This window comes from Rhizobium leguminosarum, from assembly GCF_019798305.1.
Classification (GTDB): domain Bacteria; phylum Pseudomonadota; class Alphaproteobacteria; order Rhizobiales; family Rhizobiaceae; genus Rhizobium; species Rhizobium leguminosarum_U.
In genome coordinates, this window is record NZ_JAAXDD010000002.1 from 441,103 (window position 1) to 456,805 (window position 15,703).

A 15,703-nucleotide genomic window follows, 5' to 3' on the forward strand; every position below is an offset into this window, starting at 1 on the left:
CGCTTCCTTTTCTTTTAATATTGGTCCACCATGAAGCTCCATTTTGAATAATTTATATGGACCATTTTGAAATGTCCAAACGGCGCAACACCATCGAAATCCCATCGCTCAACGCGATCGATCGAACGGCCAATGTCAGCCGTCAGCTTGCCCAGGCCCTGCGGAATGCAATCGCCTGCGGTGAGCTGAGGCCAGGCGAACGCCTTCCTTCGACGCGGAGCCTTGCGGCTTCGCTGAAGATCGCGCGCGGCACTGTCGTCGAGGTGTTCGACCAGCTGACCGCCGAAGGCTATCTCGAAGCGCGGGTCGGAGCCGGAACTCGTATTGCCGCTCATCTGATGGACGCAACGCCGGCGCTCCCGCCCGCGCCGGCAGTGCCATCAATCGCGGATCCTGTCGACTTGCCTTCCCAGGCTGCCCGGCTGATCGCCATCGCCCGTGCGCTCATCCCGCACCCGGCCGTTCCCTTTGCCATCGCCGTCCCGGCTTGCGGTATTGCGCCCGACGACAACTGGCGCCGTCTCGGCAACCGCGTGCGCGCGTCGCGCCAGGCCGCGCCCTCGGGTTACCACGACCCTATGGGCCTGCTCGAACTCAGGCGTGCCATTGCCGACCACGTCCGGCGCGCGCGGGCCGTTCATTGCGAGCCGGAACAGGTCATCGTCACGTCAGGCACCCAGCAAGGCCTCTATATGGCGGGCCGGGTCCTTCTCTCGCGTGACGATCCGGTATGGGCCGAGGACCCGGCCTATCCCGGCTTGACGGCAGTGCTCGACGATCTCGGCGTACGGATGCACCGCCTGCCGGTCGATGCACAGGGAATGAACGTGGAACGCGGCCTCGAGCTATGCCCGCAGGCCCGCGCCGCATTCGTCACCCCTTCGCACCAATATCCGATCGGGATGCCGCTCAGCATGGCGCGGCGCAATGCCTTGATCGCCTGGGCTGACCAAAATCGCGCCTGGATCGTCGAGGACGACTACGACAGTGAGCTGCGTTATGCCGGACACCCATTTCCCTCGATGCAGGGATTGCGTCCGTCACGCGTCATCTATCTCGGCACCTTCAGCAAGGTGCTCTTTCCTTCCCTGCGCCTCGGCTACGTCATCGCCCCTTCTCCGCTCGCAGAAGCCTTTGCCGGCGCCCGAGCCATTCTCGACCGGCATTCGCCGACCGCCGAACAGCACGTTCTGGCGGCCTATATGCGGGAAGGCTATTTCGAAGCGCATATCCGGCGCATCCGCGGCCTCTATGCCGAACGCCGCGCTGTTCTGCTCTCGGCGCTCGATCGGGCCTTGCCTGAGGGATGCCGCGTCCAGGAGAGCGACCAGGGCATGCATATTCTTCTGTGGCTGCCCGCGGAGGTCGACGACGTGCAACTCGCAGCCCGCGCCATGTCGTCCGGCATCGCCGTGCGTGCGATCTCCCCGATGTATGCCGCGCGGCCGGCGCGCCCCGGCCTGATGCTGGGCTTCGGCGGATTTCTGCCGGAACAGCTGCAGGCGGCGATTGGCGGACTCGTCAAACTGCTGAGCCAGCAGATGTCTCAAGCAGGAGGCCCGCAACGAACCGAAACCTAAACTGTCAGCCGTTCCCAGCTATCGTCCATCTGGTTGCGAAACCATGTCATTTGCCGCTTGGCATATTGCCGCGTCGCCGCAGTCCCCTTCTCCAGCACCTCCTCGCGCGTCATCTCGCCCCTCAGCATCGCCATAATCTGCGACACGCCGATTGCCTTCATCACAGGCGCCTCGGCCGGCAGATCGAGCGCGAGCAGAGCCCGCACCTCGTCTTCCGCGCCTTGCTGCAGCATTTTTTCGAAACGCCCGTTGATGCGTTGATGCAGCACTGCTCTGTCCGGCAGCACAACGATCTTGCGGGCCTCAGCCGCGTCGATGACCTCCGGCCCCGACCGGCCCTGGAAATCGGCGATCGACCGTCCCGTGGCCTTCATCACTTCGAGCGCCCGGACGATGCGCTGCCCGTCCTGTCGGTTGAGGCTTGCGGCCATGGCGGGATCGGCCTCGGCGAGCTCCGCATGCAGCCCGTCCGGCCCCTCCTGCAACAGCCGCGTCCTGAGTTCGTCCCGCAGCGCTTCGGGTATCTCGGGCATATCGGAGAGGCCGCCGGTCAGTGCCTTGAAATAAAGCCCGGTGCCGCCGACGAAGATCGGCAGCCGCCCCGCGGTCCTCAGCACCGGCAGCAGTGCTGCGACATCGCGCAGCCAGGCGCCGGTGGAATAGGCCGCACCCGCCGGCACGTGGCCGTAGAGATGATGCGGCACACCCCGCATCTCCTCCTCCGACGGCCGCGCAGTCAGCACCTGGAGCGTGTCATAAACCTGCATGCTATCGGCGTTGACAACCGCGCCGTCATGGCGCCTGGCCAATTCGACGGCGAGCGCGGACTTGCCGCTGGCGGTCGGCCCGGTTATCAGGATCGCGTTCACTGTGCTCAGAAGGTTTTCCATCATGGCCCTCGTTGCCACGCTTGTTGCCAATCCGTCAAATCCCGTGCTGACCCCGGAAATCGCCGAACGGGCGGCCGAGGCCGTGAACGCTTCCGGTCTCTACTGGCTGGCCGATGGCGTTGCCTGCGACATCGCGCTGCGCGACAGCACCGATAGGCAAGCGGCCGAGGCCAATCTCCTTGCCGTCATATCAAGCGCGCCCATCGACCTCGTTATCCAGGAGCAGGAGACCCGCCGCAAGAAGCTGCTGATCGCCGATATGGATTCGACGATGATCGGCCAGGAATGCATCGACGAGCTCGCCGCCGAAGTCGGTCTGAAGGAGAGGGTCGCCACCATCACCGCCCGCGCCATGAACGGCGAGATCGCCTTCGAGCCTGCCCTGCGTGAGCGTGTCGCCCTGCTGAAGGGCTTGCCGATATCCGTCGTCGACGAGGTGATCGCCAAGCGCATCACACTCACCCCGGGCGGCCCGGAACTGATCGCCACCATGAAGTCGAAAGGCCATTACACCGCGCTTGTCTCCGGCGGTTTCACCGATTTCACCAGCCGCATCGCCGCCACCCTCGGTTTCGACGAGAACCGCGCCAACACGCTGCTCGAAGACGGCGGCATTCTCTCCGGCTTCGTCGCCGAACCGATCCTCGGCAAGCAGGCGAAAGTCGATGCGCTGAACGAGATTTCGGCCCGCCTCGGCATTTCGCCGGAAGAAGCGATCGCCGTCGGCGACGGCGCCAACGATCTCGGCATGCTGCAGCTGGCCGGCGCCGGCGTCGCCCTTCACGCCAAGCCGGCCGTCGCCGCCGAGGCGCAGATGCGCATCAACCACGGCGACCTGACCGCCCTGCTCTACATCCAGGGCTACCGGAAGACGGATTTCGTGAGGGCTTGAAGGCGATACCAGCGACATTCCCGAAATCGGGGCTGATCACTGGCCGCTCGCACGGAAGGGCAACCTCCGTAAATCCGCCAAATAGCCTGTCACCTTCGGACCGCTACGCCAAAGATCCTCCTTTCGAAAGGCCGCCCGGCACACCCTCTCCTCCCTCATTCCTGTGCTCGTCACAGGAATCCAGCCACCGCGCGTCTGCGCGGTGAATGACTTACGCCAAGAGAGAAGAGTCTTCTTCGCCCAAGGACTTGGGCGCACTGGATTCCTGTGACAAGCACAGGAATGAGGAAGAGTTGGAGACCACGGCGGCTAATTCACCACCGCCGTAGCGCGCTTATTCCATCGGCACCGCAACGAACCGCAGATCGCCATTCGCCGACGCGATCATCAGTTGGGCGTTGCGGCGGCCTTCCTGTTTCAGCGCCTGCACCTTGGCGGCGACCGCATCCGGTGACTTCATGAACTCCTGCGCCACCTCGACGATCACATCGCCGGGCTTCAGCCCCTTCTCGGCGGAAGCGGAGCCGGGCGTCACCTCTGTCACGACGACGCCGTCGACGCTCTCGGCGATGCCGAAGGCCTTGCGCGTCTCGGCGCTCAACAGCGACAGCGACAACCCGAGCACGTTCTTCGGCGTTGCCGCATCCGGCGACACCTGGCCCTTATGCTGGTCGGGCGTACCCGGCGCTGGTTGGGCCTGATCGCCGGTGTCAGGCTGGTCCATGTCGTTGTTCTCGCCGGGATCCGGGGTGATCACGCCATTATCCTGCGAGCCATCGGGCGCCGCATCGTCGGATGTCGCCGCCTGATCGCTGTCCTCGAGCCGGCCGAGCTTCACCTTGACGGTCTGCTCCTTGCCGTCGCGCAGCACCACCACGTCGACTTCCTTGCCGACCGTGCTTTCCGCCACGACGCGCGGCAGGTCGCGCATTTCGCTGACGGTCTTGCCGTCGAATTTCAAAATGACGTCACCAGCCTTGATCGAGCCGTCGTCGACGGGGCCACCCTTGATGACGCCGGCGACCAGCGCGCCCTTTGCGGTGTCGAGCCCCAGGCTGTCGGCGATATCGTCGGTCACCGGCTGGATGCGCACGCCGAGCCAGCCGCGCCGCGTCTCGCCATATTCGCGCAGCTGGTCGACGACGCCGGAAGCAAGCTCCGACGGCACCGAGAAGCCGATGCCGATCGAGCCGCCGCTCGGCGAAATGATCGCCGTATTGATGCCGATCACTTCACCCTTCATATTGAACAGCGGCCCGCCGGAATTGCCCTTGTTGATCGCCGCATCCGTCTGGATGAAATTGTCGTAGGGACCGGCATTGATGTTGCGACCGCGCCCGGAAATGATGCCGACCGTCACCGAACCGCCGAAGCCGAACGGATTGCCGATCGCCATCACCCAGTCGCCGATGCGCATCGTGCTGGAATCGCCGAATTTCACCGATTTCAGCGGCGTCTTCGGCTCGACCTTCAGCACCGAAAGATCGGTTTTCGTATCGGTGCCGATCAGCTTCGCCTTGAGCTTCGAACCATTGGCGAAATTGATCTCGATATCGTCGGCACCCTCGATCACGTGGTTGTTGGTGACGATATAACCGGCCGGATCGATAACGAAGCCTGAACCGAGCGAGCTGACATTGTGGTTGCCGCCCTTGTTGCCCTGCTGCTTGTTGAAGAAATCGTTGAAGAATTCCTGGAACGGCGAGCCGTCGGGCGCGCGCGGCGCCGGGCCTGCACCCTCGTCGTCCTTCACATTCTGCGAGGTCGAGATGTTGACCACGGCATCGAGCAGCCCCTCGGCGAGATCGGCGACCGAAGCCGGACCGCTGTTGGGCACGACGGCCTGGGCCGGGGCCGTCTGCTGCGGGGCGGGAGCAGCCGTTTCCGGTGCAGCCGCGGCCGGCGGTGTGGGTGTCGGAGCAGTCGTTTCCCGAGTAGCCGGAGCAGGTGTCGTAACCCCAGGTGTGGTCGTCTGAGGCGCGGCTTGGGCATACGCGACCCCGTTCATGCCGGCATGCGCAAGAATTGCAGCGCTGGCCATAAGCGCGAGCGTTCGTCTGAAGGGCGAGCGAATCGTGGGGGCCATCAAGCTTCCTCATAGGGGGGTACATGCGCACATTGAGCACCAGCATAAGGCGGAATGATGGAGGGCGAAATCACCTTTTCGCGAAATCCCCGTGCAATGTGACGTGGCCTCGCAAAAGCCAAATTATCTCGACTATTCCACGAAAAAAGGGCCGGCACTCGGGCCAGCCCTTCCATGATTGTCGGGATGCGAATGGCATCCTTTGCCGTTAGTTCGCCGGCTGGGCGGGAGCTGCGGGAGCAGCCGCGCCGGGAACTGCCGCAGCCGGTGCGGCAGGATTTGCCGGTGGCTGCAAGCTGCCGGCGGCATTATCGAAATAGCGGAAGAATTCCGAATTCGGCGACAACACCAGCGTCGTGTCCTGCGACGAGAGAGCAGAGGAATAGGCCGCCATCGAGCGATAGAACTCGAAGAAGGCTGGATCCTTGCTGAAGACTTCGGCAAAGACGCGGTTGCGGTCCGCATCGCCCTGGCCTCGAAGGATTTCCGCATCGCGCTGGGCGCCTGCGGTGAGTTCGACGACCTGACGGTCGGCGATGGCCCGGCGCCGCTGGCCTTCCTCATTGCCCTCCGCACGGATACGCTCGGCCTCGGCGAGGCGTTCCGAACGCATGGCATTATAGGTGTTGGGAGCAACTTCCGGTGAAAGGTCGGTGCGGCGGATGCGAACGTCGTCTATATGCAGGCCGAGGTTTTCGGCATCTGTGCGCAGATCGTCGCGAATCTCCAGCATCATAGCGACACGCTCTTCCGAGAGCGCAGCATTGTAGTCACGCAGACCGTACACGCGGCGAAGCGATGAATCGAGCTGCGCCCTCAACCGCGCTTCCGCGGCTTCGCGATCGCCCGATACTGTTTCGCGGAAACGGCGAACATCCGAGATGTTATAGATCACGAAGGCATCGACATCGAAGGTCTGGCCGTCCTGGACCTGAACGCGGATATTATCGAGATCGAGCCGCAACGCCTGCTTTTCGACCAGCTGAACCCGGTCGGCATCCATGAAGCCGAAGGGCAGCTTGAAGTAAATGCCAGGCTCGGTCTTGACCGTCTGGATCTGGCCGAAACGGACGACGATGGCCTGCTCGCGCGCATTCACCACGAAGATGGACGAATAGAGCCCGACCAGCACGATGGCGAGGATGAGGAAAATGATGGGAAGTCTGTTCGATGTCATGACTCAACCTCCCTGCTGCGCCGGCTTGCCGAGCTCATTGAGCGGCAGATAGGGCAGGACGCCCTGCTTCTCGTCGATGATGACCTTCCTGGAATTCTTCAGCACCTGCTCCATCGTTTCGAGGTACAACCGCTTGCGGGTCACATCAGGCGCCTTGGAATATTCGTCGTTGATCGCAGTGAAACGCTGCGCTTCACCTTCCGCCTCCTTCACGACACGGTCCTTGTAGGCGGCGGCATCTTCACGGATTCGCGCTGCATCGCCTCGCGCCTGGCCGAGCTTCTGATTCGTGTAGCGATTGGCCTCTTCGATCGTGCTATCGCGGTCACGGCCGGCACGCTGCACTTCTTCGAAGGCATCGGCGACTTCGCGCGGCGGCGCCACGTTCTGGATCGTCACTCCGGTCACGGTCACGCCTGCGCCATAGCGGTTCATCGTGTCCTGCAGGATATTGAGCACATCCACTTCGATCGGCTGGCGATTGCTGCGGAAGGCGTCCTGCGCCGGACGCCGGCCGACGATTTCACGCATGGCACTGTCGGAAACCTGCTGCAGGGTCTCTGCCGGGTTTTCGACATTGAAGAGATAGGCCTTCGGGTCACTCACCGTGTAAAAGACGGCGAACTGCACGTTGATGACGCTCTTGTCGCTGGACAGCATCAGGCCGTTCGAAGACGATGCGGAAGTCGCCCCGATGTTCAGCTGCTGCACGGTCACCTTGACTGTCTCCACGGTTTCCATCGGCCACAGGTGGAAATGCAGGCCCGGCATCGAAATCTCTTCCTTCGGCTTGCCGAACCGCAGCTCGACGCCGCGTTCGTCCGGCTGCACGACGTAGATGCACTGGATTAGCCAGAAGACGGCGACGAGCGCCGCGACGATCACCGCCACGCCGCCGTTGAAGCCGCCGGGAATGATGTTGCGCAGTTGGTCCTGGCCGCGCCGGATGATATCTTCCAGATCGGGCGGTCCGCCCTTGCCGCCGCTACCGCGCGGCCGGTTCGGCCCCTGTCCCCATGGTCCCTGATTATTACCGCCGCCGCCGCCCCAAGGGCCGCCGCCGCCATTCTGATTGCTCCAGGGCATCAAAACCTCGTTGTTCGTTAAGTCTCCACGCATCCGAAACCGTGGGGGCTGACCGGCGGACGCGTTGGTGACCGTTATAGGTATCGCCGCATCGGCTTTCAACGCAGCGCGAGAAACTTGGTCAATTTAATTGGAAAATAGTTCATTTTCAGGCGTGTCGACGTTCGTAGACGATGAAACGCGTGGGGTAGCTGTCCTTCTCGCCGGCTGGAACCGCGATCGCCTCCCCTGCCTGCCAGATATCGGGATCGATCGCGGGAAACGACGCGTCGCCGTCAAGATCGGCCTCGACATGCGTGATGCACATCCGGTCGGCAAGACCGATCGCCTGGGCATAGATTTGCCCACCGCCGAGAATGCAGATCTCGTCGACGCCGGTTTCGAGCGCCAGCCTTTCGGCCGCCTTTATCGCCTCGGGCAGCGAATGGGCCATGCTGACATCAGCACGGTCTATCGCCGCCTGTCGCGAAATAACGACGTTCGGCCGTCCCGGCAGCGGTTTGCCGATCGAATCGTAGGTCTTGCGGCCCATCACCACAGGCTTTCCCAATGTCAGCACCTTGAAGCGTTTGAGATCGCTCCAAAGCCGCCACGGCATGTCGCCATCGCGGCCGATAGTGCCGTTGCGGGCAACGGCGGCGATAATGGTCCTGCGGATGTCAGCCATGAGTTGTCCCGGATCAGACGGCGATCGGCGCCTTGATGCTGGCATCGGCCTCGTAGCCGATCAGCTCGAAGTCGTCGAAGGTGAAGCCGAAAATATCCTCCACATCAGCATTGATGCGCATGAACGGCAGCGGTTTCGGCCGGCGCGCCAGCTGCAGCTTCGCTTGGTCGAAATGGTTGTGATAGAGATGGGCGTCGCCGAGCGTGTGGACGAAATCGCCGGGCTTCAGCCCGGTCACCTGAGCCACCATCATCGTCAGCAGCGCATAGGAGGCGATGTTGAACGGCACGCCGAGGAAGATATCGGCCGAACGCTGGTAGAGCTGGCAGGAAAGCTTGCCGTCAGCCACATAAAACTGGAACAGGCAATGGCAGGGCGGTAGCGCCATTTCGTCCACCTCGGCCGGATTCCAGGCCGAGACGATGTGGCGGCGCGAATTCGGATTGTTGACGATGCCTTTGACCAGATTGGCGATCTGGTCGATATGGCCGCCGTCCGGCGCTGGCCAGGAGCGCCACTGGGCGCCGTAGACCGGCCCGAGATCGCCGTTTTCGTCGGCCCATTCGTCCCAGATCGAAACGCCGTTCTCCTTGAGATAGCGGATGTTCGTCTCGCCCTTCAGGAACCAGAGAAGCTCGTGGATGATCGAGCGCAGATGCAGCTTCTTCGTGGTGAGGACGGGGAAGCCCTCGTCGAGGTCGAAGCGCATCTGATAGCCGAAGACCGAACGCGTGCCGGTGCCGGTACGGTCGCCCCGGTCGGAGCCCTTTTCCAACACATGATTCAAGAGATCGAGATATTGCTTCATGTCGCGCTGATTCCGTTTCGGCTAATTTAAGCCTTCGGAACCGGGAAACCAATCACCGGCGGGCATTTTCCCAATGTTTTTGATGGATCGCATTACGCTTTTATGACGTTTGCCCTTTCCTTGGGCTGAGGAAACCACTATATCACCCCTGCCGGCTTTCGGGCCGGCTATGGCGATAAATGAGCGGTGTAATAAACCTATTGGACCCGGGGGCGGTACCCGGCGCCTCCACCAAAAACCGGCGGTCTTAAAGGCCGGCTTTTGATGGGGGCGAAACAGGATCGACAAGGGTGTAAAGATCGTCTTTTTGCTCGGCATTGTACCGCCGTTATCGGGCTAAAATTGTAGTTGCAAACGACAACTATGCGGAAGCTCGTCTCGCTGCTTAATCGCGGTGTGACACTTCAATCAAAGTCCTAGTGGTTCGCACCTCTAGGCGGGGTCCGAAGGCACCTGGCAACAGAAGCCTTCACCTTCTCCCTGCCGCCGAAATCATGTATGCTGCTTAAAAACGTGACTCGGCTCCGGTCTTTCCCAAGGCGCCCGGACGTGGCATACAACCTTGTGAAAAGACTCCGAACCGACGAAAGACAGGAAAAGCATGGGGCAGGATCATATCCGCTACGACATTCTGGCACAGGATGCACTTCGCGGCGTCATCCGCAAGGTTTTGGCGGAAGTCGCAGCTACGGGTCGCCTGCCCGGTGATCATCACTTCTTCATCACCTTCCTCACCGGCGCGACCGGCGTGCGGATCTCCCAGCACCTGAAGTCGAAATACCCCGAGCAGATGACCATCGTCATCCAGCACCAGTTCTGGGATATGAAGATCACTGAAACGCATTTCGAGATCGGCCTTTCCTTCTCGGACGTTCCGGAAAAGCTGGTCATCCCATTCAATGCGATCCGCGGTTTCTACGATCCCTCCGTCAACTTCGAGCTCGAATTCGATGTGCCTCTCGCCGATGGCGAGGAATTGCCGTCCGGCGAAATCACTGCCTATCCGGTGGATGCGGCCGGAAAGCCCGATGACGCCGCGGGCGCAAAACCCGCCGACGGCGAGGAGAAAAAACCCGGCTCCGTCGTCTCACTCGACTCCTTTCGCAAGAAGCAGTGATTTGAAAGGGAGGCTTTGCCTCCGTTTTCCATAGGAATCGAGGGCCATGAGCGCCGAAATCGTCAACCTGCGCCAGTTCCGCAAGAAGCAGGCCCGTTCCGAAAAGGAGAGGCAGGCCGAGCAGAACCGCATCTCCTTCGGCCGCACCAAGGCCGAGAAACAACTGACCCGCAGCTTGAATGACAAGGCAGACAAGGCCCATCGCGACGGCCGGATCGAAACCGATGACGACGGCGCATGACGGCTTCACGCAAAGCTTTAAGAGCCGGAATGGATTCTGCGATCAGCCACTTGCGCGATCACCTTGAATCGATCTCTAAACCCCAATCAAGATCTGAAACAGCCCGTCGTGATCCGTAAGCATTCGGCGACACTGCACGGTCATCGCACCAGCTTCTCGCTCGAAGATGAATTCTGGGCCGAACTGAAGACGATCGCCGCAAGCCGTTCGATCCCGCTCGCTACCCTGATTTCCGAAATCGACGACCACCGCCCTACGGACAGCAACCTCTCCTCAGCGCTGCGGCTGCATGTGCTCTCGTGGCTGAAGGCCGCAATTCAGGCAAGGTGACGCGCAACGTGGCCGCGCGTCATTGAGAGTGTCGTTGCAAAGCTCAGTCCGTGATCGCCGACAGGATGGGACCTCCATTCGGCGCCTGCACCAGGATGGCCGTTTTCAACCCTGATTCCGACAGAGGAAGGGGAAAGGAAGCCTTCGATCCATTCCATATTCCCAAGCGATCGAGACGATGCACGACATGGGTGTGCGGCAGGGTGTTGCCCTCATTCTCGCCACGCGCCACCGGAACGGATTCGATGCGCGGATCATAACGAACGAGCCAGACGTCGGCCGCGTTCGCGACATTGGAGGTTCCGCCAATCTCGATGAGATCATGATCAAGTGCGAGGCTCGGCCCTTTGGCCGGTCGCGCCTGGGATAACAGCGCTTCGACGTCGAAAGGCGGTTGCCGACTATGGTTGTCGTGCCGTTCACCACCATTTGCGGCGTGAAGGGACCAGCTTGCCGCAGCGCCGGCTCGTAGTCGACCTGCCGTTGCGTATATTCCGGTTTCCCGTAGGTGTCCTTCCACCCGAGATAATCCCAATAGGTCACCGAAAAGCTCAGCGCCAGCACGTCCGGGCGGCTGCTGATCTTGATTAGATTGGCGTTGGCTGGTGGGCAAGACGAGCAGCCCTGACTGGTGAACAGCTCGACAACCGTCGGTGATCGATCGGCGGCAAATACCGGCATCGTGGTCGTGACGGCGGCAAGAGCTGATGCGATCGTTACAGCGATCTTTCCCCGCTGGTTCATGTTGGCGCTCCCTTTTCAAACGGCTTCGATGTTGGAACCACCCAACCCGATATGTTTGATTTCGCTGTGAGGGGGCGGTTTGTTACGTCGTCACGTCAACGTGATCGTCGTAACGGCCGGTCAACCGGCCCGCGCCGGAGAGAACAAGGCAAGTCGCCGAGAGAAGAAGAGCCGTGGCTGTGGCTCGCTTTATTGCGCCTGAACACCCGGCACATGATCGAAATTAAGCTGGCCGGGCTGCGACTGCTCGCCCTGACGCGCTGCCTCGGCTGCTGCCCTTGCCTGCGCATCCGCCTTCTCCTTCGCTTCAGCCGCAACACGTGCGGCATCCGCCTCGGCGGCGGCCCTGCGTTCGGCAGCCTCCTGCGCCAATGCACGCAGCCGCTCTTCCTCCGCCTGCCGTTGTTGCTCGATCTCGGCCGCCTTGATGCGCTCGGCGTCGTTAAACCGATAGAGCGCCACCTCGCGGCGCAGCCGCTGTTTTTCGAGCACGATCGCCTGCAGTCGCTCGACCCGCCGACGCTCGCGCTCGAAGGCGCGCAGCGACAGATAGCTGGTGATATCGGTGACATCCATCGTCTTGCCGGGTGACGGCAGCATGCCGGAAAAATTCAGCTTGAGCGCCGGCTCGGCGCCGGAAAGCGCTTCTGTTCCCGGATTGAATCCGACACCCAGCGTCGCGCTGACCCGCTCTTCCGGCAGCGCGATCTGCGCATCGGCGGTGATGCGGGCGAGATCGTTGGCGACGGTGACGTTCTGCACCCTCAGCGTCCCGTCGGTGATGTTGAAGGGGATGCCGAGTGGCGGCAGCTTCGCCTCGCCGTTGCTGAGCAGCGTCTCGATGATCGGGTGCACCTTGCCGGCATTGATCTGCTCCTGCATCGTATCGGTCGCGGCAAGCAGCGGCGGAAGGATGGCAAGGTTCAGCCCGCGTATGCTGGTATCGCCGAGCCTCAGTTCGCCGGAACCATTGAGCGAGCTGGCGATCTCGCCGATCGTCTTGCCCGAGGCCTCCATCGACAGCGACAATCCGAACTTGCCGTTGGCGATCGGCGCGCCGTCGCGCAGCCAGACGACGCCGGAAAGATCGGAATCGGCAAGCGCAATCTTCGTCTGTAGGAAGCCGGTGCCGTTGGCATTGGTGAAGAGCAGGTTGCCGGAAAGCTTTCCGCCGTCCCAGTTGCCGGCCATGTCGTTGAGCTGCAGCTCGTCGCCCTTGTAGGCGACGTTGCTGGTGAAGTCCGACACCGCCGTTTCCGGTAGGCCCGGCCAGAACTGCTTGGCCGTCAGCTTCACGTTGACGTCGAGATCCTTGAAGACGGGCAGCCCCAGCGGCGCCGTCGTCAGCTGACCGTTGGCGGGATCGACGATCTGGCCGAATACCGCCTCGCCGAGCCAGCCGGCATCGGCCTTAGAGAGTGTCAGGCCGCCGCTCGCGGTCGTCTTCGCAGCCTTCCGGTCGACGGTCAGCGCACCTGAAAATTCGTTGTCGGCCGCATGCCCCTTAAGATCCGAAAGGACGATCTTGTCGCCATCGACGGCTGCATTGACTTGCAAGCCGAGCGGCAGCCCGGTTCCGGTCTGCGGCAGGGCGATGCCGTTCATGATGAGATAGGGGTCGATATCGGCGCTGTCGAGCGACAGTGCGATCTGGCCGTTCATGAAGCTCTCCGGCCGGACATCGACCTTGCCGTTGGCCATGAACGAGGTCCGGTCGGTCGCAAAGCTCAGCGCCGCATCGGCGGGATCGTTGCCCGATGCCTTCACCTTGAGCGTCAGGCGGCCATTGGCCCCGACATCGACCGGCAGTGGGTCGAGCCCGGCCTGACCGAACAGGATGGACGGCACGGCGTTTTCGAGCGTCGCCTCGAGGCTCGTCGTGCCGTTGCCGGTCAACGCCAGGAGGTCGGACATGCGGTAGTCGAGATTGACGCGGCTGCCGTTCGCCACGCCGGCAAGCGTCACGGTCAGCGCGTTGCCCTCGTCGCCGCCGAGCGTCAGTGCGCCGCGCAAGGCCGTATTGCCGTACCAACCGGCATTGCGCACCAGCCGGTCGAGCACCGGGTGATGCGGCAGGTGCCCGCGCAGCATGGTGAAGAACCCGCCGGGATCGGCCGATTTGAAAGTGATCTCACCGGCGCCCTTGTAATCGAGCAGCGAGCCCTCCGCCCTGCCCGTCGCCGTCAGCTCGGCGCCTGCGATGTTCTTGATCGACAGCTGGTCGACGGCAAGCGCCCCATCGGCGATCGTAAAGGTGGTCTCGACATTCTCGGCGTCGACGCCGAAGGCCGTGAACTTATCGGCCTTGAGCTGGGCGGCGATCTTGTGGTCGAGCACGTTATCGCCGGCATCCGGGCCAGTCATGAGCCCGCTCAGCGCCTGCAGCGCGTCCAGATCGAGCGTATCGCCGTTCAGCGCCACCGACAGCGTCGGCGTCTGGCCGGAGATCGCCTGGCGCTCCAGCCGACCCTTCAGCGTCGCCGGTCCGATGGCAATCTCGAGATTTTCAAAACGCTGCAATTCGTGCGTCAGGCTGACATTCGCGGAAAAGCCAGCCTGCCGCAATTGCCGGATAGCCGGATCGACCGAGCCGGCAAGCCAGGAGGCAAGCCCCGTCGGCTGGCTGGAGGCCACCACGATCTGGCCATTGAACGAAGCTTCGCCCTCAAGCAGGAGCTTGCCCTTGCCTTCCACTTGCGTACGCCCCGGCAGCGTGCCGGTGGCGCTGTCGATCATCCAGCCGGTGCCGGCAGGTTCGAGCTCCAGCTGGACGTCGCGCAGCGTCGTATCGCCGGCGACGATCGCCGGCAGTTTGACGCTCGCCTTGCCCGGCACCTGCGGGATCGGCACCTGCCGGACGATATCGATCAGCGAATTCAGCCGTTGGCGCGCCGAAACAGCGGGATCCCGTGTCGTCTTGCCCGACGCGCCCTGATTGCCGATGCGGTTGACGTCGATCTGCTGCCCATCAGCGGTCAACAGGAATTCCGGCGCATTGCCGGTATCGAGCGTCGCCTCGCCGGTTATGACATAGGGATCGTCGGTCGGGCCGATCTCCATCCGGTATTCGGGAATGCGGATGCGTTCATTGGTGAGTTCGAAGCGGCCCTTGACACGCGGCGGCTGCTCTTTTTTGTTGGCGGGCTTGGCGCTGTTGCGGATTTCGATCGCGGCCGAAAGCTGGCCCTGATAGTTCGGCCTGCTGTCGACGAGTTTCAGTTCGCCGTCGAGATCGACGCTGACAGGGTGCTTGTCCGGCGAAAGCCTCGTGCGCATGCGCAGCACGCCCTTCTCGTCCGGCTGACTGCTCGAGATCGAGAAGCCGCCGTGCTCGCCGTCGAGCGCAGCGTCGCCCTCGATGCGCCAGGGACCGGCCAGCGACTTTGCCGACATTTCCGCATTGAGGCCGGTGATGCGACGCGAGCGGCCCGACTGGTCGTCGATGAATTCGACCTCGCCGCCGCTGACATGCACGTTTTCAAGTACGACGGTCCTTGCCGGTATTTCCGCGCGGCTGCCGCGCATCCAGTCGAGCGTGCCGTCCTTGAGCAATCTCAAGCGCACCTTCGGATTGACGATGCGCATGTCGAAGATCAGCGCTTCACCCGACAGGAAAGGTGCGAGCTCCGCATCCATAGAGAACTGCTCGACCTTGACGATCGGCGTGCCGTCCGCTTCCTGGCCGACGCGCACGTCATGCAGCGTCACCGATGGAAACGGCAGCAGGCGCGCATCCACCGTGCCGTAGACGGTGACTTTCTTGCCGATAATGCGGCTTGCCTGATCCTCGAAATTCTTGCGGAAATCCGTCCAGTCGATGAACAGCGGCGCAAGCAGCGCCACAAACAGCACTACGACGATCACTCCCCCCAGAAAGACGAGGAACCGGCCTACCAATGCAAAGCGTCTCCATTCGGGATTCTGTTGCCGACACTAGAGCATGATGCCGAAAAGTGTGAGCGATTTTCGGACGACATCATGCTCTAACTCTTTATTTGAGAACAGAATTCAGATTTTAGGTTGAGCCGGCCCAACATCATCCTGTTCTAGCGCTATTCATGCCGGGGGCAAGGCCCAAGTTCATG

12 protein-coding genes, 1 other RNA gene and 1 pseudogene are annotated in these 15,703 nt (G+C 62.2%); 6 read left to right on the forward strand and 8 right to left on the reverse strand.

The features are described 5' to 3' along the window. The first annotated feature begins 71 nt into the window (after positions 1-71). A complete protein-coding gene (locus tag HFO99_RS05620) occupies positions 72-1,580 on the forward strand; it encodes a PLP-dependent aminotransferase family protein (RefSeq protein WP_222359917.1) in 1,509 nt (502 codons plus the stop codon). On the opposite strand, the gene miaA is transcribed toward HFO99_RS05620, so the two are convergent. Continuing rightward, the gene (gene miaA, locus HFO99_RS05625) at positions 1,577-2,473 is read right to left on the reverse strand and encodes a tRNA (adenosine(37)-N6)-dimethylallyltransferase MiaA (RefSeq protein WP_222309394.1); all 897 of its coding nucleotides are present in this window, start codon (positions 2,471-2,473) and stop codon (positions 1,577-1,579) included. The genes HFO99_RS05620 and miaA overlap by 4 nt on opposite strands. Between miaA and serB the strand changes: the two genes are divergently transcribed. After that, the gene (gene serB / locus HFO99_RS05630; RefSeq protein ID WP_222359819.1) at positions 2,472-3,362 is read left to right on the forward strand and encodes a phosphoserine phosphatase SerB; all 891 of its coding nucleotides are present in this window, start codon (positions 2,472-2,474) and stop codon (positions 3,360-3,362) included. The two genes, miaA and serB, sit on opposite strands and share 2 nt — an antisense overlap. A gap of 334 nt (positions 3,363-3,696) precedes the next feature. Here the strand turns inward: serB and HFO99_RS05635 are convergent, their stop codons facing one another. The 5 genes from HFO99_RS05635 to HFO99_RS05655 form a co-directional block, all read right to left on the reverse strand. Next, positions 3,697-5,448 (reverse strand): DegQ family serine endoprotease, encoded by a 1,752-nt coding sequence (locus HFO99_RS05635; protein ID WP_222359821.1) that lies wholly within the window; start codon positions 5,446-5,448, stop codon positions 3,697-3,699. Between the two features lie 208 nt (positions 5,449-5,656). Continuing rightward, a complete protein-coding gene (hflC, locus tag HFO99_RS05640) occupies positions 5,657-6,625 on the reverse strand; it encodes a protease modulator HflC (RefSeq protein WP_222359823.1) in 969 nt (322 codons plus the stop codon). Positions 6,626-6,628: 3 nt separating this feature from the next. Continuing rightward, a complete protein-coding gene (hflK, locus tag HFO99_RS05645) occupies positions 6,629-7,711 on the reverse strand; it encodes an FtsH protease activity modulator HflK (RefSeq protein ID WP_222247231.1) in 1,083 nt (360 codons plus the stop codon). A 148-nt stretch (positions 7,712-7,859) separates the two neighbouring features. After that, on the reverse strand, positions 7,860-8,378 hold the full coding sequence (locus tag HFO99_RS05650) for a dihydrofolate reductase (RefSeq protein WP_222359825.1): 519 nt from the start codon (positions 8,376-8,378) through the stop codon (positions 7,860-7,862). 13 nt (positions 8,379-8,391) lie between these two features. Then, positions 8,392-9,186 (reverse strand): thymidylate synthase, encoded by a 795-nt coding sequence (locus HFO99_RS05655; protein WP_222331551.1) that lies wholly within the window; start codon positions 9,184-9,186, stop codon positions 8,392-8,394. A gap of 111 nt (positions 9,187-9,297) precedes the next feature. On the opposite strand from HFO99_RS05655, the gene ssrA reads away from it, so the two are divergent. From ssrA to HFO99_RS05675, 4 genes are all read left to right on the forward strand, one after another. Then, positions 9,298-9,660: a transfer-messenger RNA gene (gene ssrA, locus HFO99_RS05660) on the forward strand. Between the two features lie 127 nt (positions 9,661-9,787). Continuing rightward, positions 9,788-10,303: an SspB family protein gene (locus tag HFO99_RS05665; protein WP_003541317.1), complete on the forward strand. Its 516-nt coding sequence runs from the start codon at positions 9,788-9,790 to the stop codon at positions 10,301-10,303. A gap of 46 nt (positions 10,304-10,349) precedes the next feature. Then, positions 10,350-10,544: a DUF4169 family protein gene (locus HFO99_RS05670; protein WP_064249591.1), complete on the forward strand. Its 195-nt coding sequence runs from the start codon at positions 10,350-10,352 to the stop codon at positions 10,542-10,544. Between the two features lie 108 nt (positions 10,545-10,652). Next, complete coding sequence (locus HFO99_RS05675) at positions 10,653-10,874, forward strand: ribbon-helix-helix domain-containing protein (protein ID WP_064246068.1); 222 nt, start codon at positions 10,653-10,655, stop codon at positions 10,872-10,874. Between the two features lie 43 nt (positions 10,875-10,917). On the opposite strand, the pseudogene HFO99_RS05680 reads toward HFO99_RS05675, so the two are convergent. Beyond that, positions 10,918-11,618: pseudogene (locus tag HFO99_RS05680) on the reverse strand (DUF1223 domain-containing protein). Positions 11,619-11,807: 189 nt separating this feature from the next. Next, on the reverse strand, positions 11,808-15,515 hold the full coding sequence (locus HFO99_RS05685) for an AsmA-like C-terminal region-containing protein (RefSeq protein ID WP_222359827.1): 3,708 nt from the start codon (positions 15,513-15,515) through the stop codon (positions 11,808-11,810). Positions 15,516-15,703 lie beyond the last annotated feature (188 nt).